Here is a 2535-nt window from a genome sequence, read left to right on the forward strand (position 1 = left end):
ACCCGGACCGTGAGCGCGCCCGAACTCACGGCGTCGAACAGTTCGCCGACCCGCCAGTCGAGCTCCGCGCGGGTGCGGGTGTGATCGACGGTCTTCGGCCGGGTGAGGAACAGCGAGCCGCCCGCGTTGAGCCGCTGCGGGTCGATCGGCGGCACCGGGCCGCTGGCGGCCCCGAACAGCGCGAGCAGTCCCCGGGGCCGCAGCGCCGACAGGCTGCCCTCCCACGTGGAGGCGCCGACCCCGTCGAAGACCACCGCGGCGCCCTCACCACCGGTGAACTCCCGGGTCGCCTCGACGAAGTCCCGTTCGGTGTAGCGGACCACCTCGTCCGCGCCGGCCTCCCGCGCCAGCCGCTCCTTCTCCCCGGTCGACACCGTGCCGAGCACCCGGGCCCCGCGCGCCTTCGCCAGCTGCACGAGCAACAGCCCGACGCCACCGGCCGCGGCGTGCACCAGGACCGGGTCACCCTCGCCCACCGGGTACGTCGACGACACCAGGTAGTGCGCCGTGATCCCCTGGAGCATCGTCGCGGCGGCGGTCTCGTCGGACACGGTGTCCGGGACCCGGACCGCCACGTCGGCCGGAACCACCGCCTTCTCCGCGTATCCGCCCGGGGCGCCCTGCCAGGCGACGCGGTCCCCGACGGCGAACTCGTCCACCTCGGCGCCCACGGCGGCCACCCGTCCGGCACCCTCGAGCCCGGGTGTGTAGGGCAGCGGGACCTCGTAGATGCCAGCACGCTGGTAGGTGTCGATGTAGTTCACCCCGGCCGCGGCCACGTCGATCAGGACGTCCCGGGGGCCGGGATCACCGGGTTCGCTCTCGGCGGGCTCCAGCACCTCCGGTCCCCCGGGGCGGTGCATGCGGATCGCGGTCACCAATGCGGTTCCTCCTCGTCGTCGTACGACCGTGGCGGTGCGTGCCCGTGCGGTCGTGCCGGTGCGGGACCGTGGACGGTCCTTCTCCCCGTAGTGTCGTCCCCGGTGCCCCGGTCCCGCGCCGGGGGAACAGGCTCCCGGCGGGGTGTTGTTCGTATCGGGTGCGTCCCCACGGGCCCCGGCTCCTCCCGGCCGGGTGCGGCCACGAGACCCGTGGCACAGCCGGGTGCGGCATTTACCCGGACGGATGTAACGTTTAGGCTACGGGCGACTCACGGATGCGTCATGCTGGCCGGTTCGAAGCCTCCGGTGGTGTACGGGCCCCCGAACCGTCCCCACCGGGTCAGCGGGCGCCGCTCCGGCCCGACCCGACCCGAGAGATGTGACCGTGCACCACCCCACGCTGACTTCCGATCGACACCTCGTCATCGAGATCCCGCATCTGCGTGCCACCGCCTCCCGTGCCGTGGTGCTGGCCCTGGAGACGGCCGTCGTGCCGACCGTGTTGTTCATGCTGCTGCTGAACTTCACGAGTCTGGTCCCCGCTGCCGCCGGTGTGCTCGGCTGGAGCGCCTTCGTGATCGGCCTGCGCCGGATGCTGCGCAGGGACGTTCCGCACACGCTGCTGCTGGCCAGCGGAATGCTGGTGAGCAGCGCCGTGTTCGCGTTGATCACGTCGAGCGCGGCCGTGTACGTGCTGCAACCGGTCGTCGGTTCCCTGCTGATGTTCCTGCTGTTCGTGGGCAGCGCGGTGATCGGCAGACCGATCACCGCGCGGCTGGCCCGGGACTTCATCCATCTGCCCGCCGAACTGTTCGCCCACCGCACCGTGCGGCGGGTGTTCGTGAACGTGGCCCTGATGTGGGGCGGGTCCCGGCTGATCGACGCCGCCATGACCTACGGGTTCCTGCAGTGGAGCCTGGATGCGGGGCTGCTGTCCCGCGGCGTGCTCAGCGGCCTGTTCACCGCGCTGACCATCGCGGTGTGTGCCGGGCACGGGTGGCGCCGACTGCGCGGGCTGCCGGACGTCACGCTGCGCATGGCGCGGCCTCCCGAACCGGCCTGACCCGCGCGCCCGGGGTCGCGGCGGTGACGTGGACCGCTTCCCCGGGATCGGACTTCGGCCGCGGCCCGTCGCGTGCTTAGACTGGCGCCGTGACTGACACCGCTTCCGAGACCAGCGACCAGACCGCCGCCCGCCCCGGGAAGGCCCACCTGACCGCGGCCCGGACGTTCGTGGGCGAGCACGGCAAACCCACCAGGGCCGTGGTGGAACGGATCGGCCGCGCGGGCGCCCGGGTGGTGCTCGTCGGCCAGGACGGCGCGCTCGGCGACGTCGTGGTGCCCGACGTGGAGACCGGCAACGCCCTCGTGGAGGCGGTCGGTGACCTCGAATCGGCCGAGTGGGACGCCGACACGGTCGGGGCCACCGTGATCGGGCCGGAGCACCGTCGCCGCATGGCCGGCCCGCGCGCCCGCCGGTGACGCGGGAGGTCCTGTTCGCCTCCTGCCGGAGGCTTCCCGAGGGCGACGGGGACGAGCACGCCGTGCTCCCCGCCCTCGCCGACCTCGGGGTGCGCGCGCGGTGGGCCGTCTGGGACGACCCGGACGTCGACTTCGCGGCCGCGGACCTGGTCCTTCCCCGTGCGACCTGGGA

3 protein-coding genes are annotated in these 2535 nt (G+C 73.4%); 2 read left to right on the plus strand and 1 reads right to left on the minus strand.

Annotated features, from left to right (window positions below; translation table 11 throughout):
• Positions 1-881 (minus strand): quinone oxidoreductase family protein (locus ACTIR_RS0116975; protein WP_026455180.1); only part of this gene is annotated, 881 nt, incomplete at its 3' end.
• A 385-nt stretch (positions 882-1266) separates the two neighbouring features.
• Between ACTIR_RS0116975 and ACTIR_RS0116980 the strand changes: the two genes are divergently transcribed.
• Together ACTIR_RS0116980 and ACTIR_RS0116985 are read left to right on the plus strand one after the other, a co-directional pair.
• Positions 1267-1944 carry a DUF3159 domain-containing protein gene (locus tag ACTIR_RS0116980; RefSeq protein WP_007026107.1) on the plus strand — a complete coding sequence of 226 codons (678 nt, stop codon included), beginning with the start codon at positions 1267-1269 and terminating at the stop codon, positions 1942-1944.
• Between the two features lie 89 nt (positions 1945-2033).
• A complete protein-coding gene (locus ACTIR_RS0116985; protein WP_007026108.1) occupies positions 2034-2363 on the plus strand; it encodes a hypothetical protein in 330 nt (109 codons plus the stop codon).
• The last annotated feature ends 172 nt before the right edge of the window (positions 2364-2535 follow it).

It is taken from the genome of Saccharomonospora iraqiensis subsp. iraqiensis, assembly GCF_000430445.1.
GTDB classification, from domain to species: domain Bacteria; phylum Actinomycetota; class Actinomycetes; order Mycobacteriales; family Pseudonocardiaceae; genus Saccharomonospora; species Saccharomonospora iraqiensis.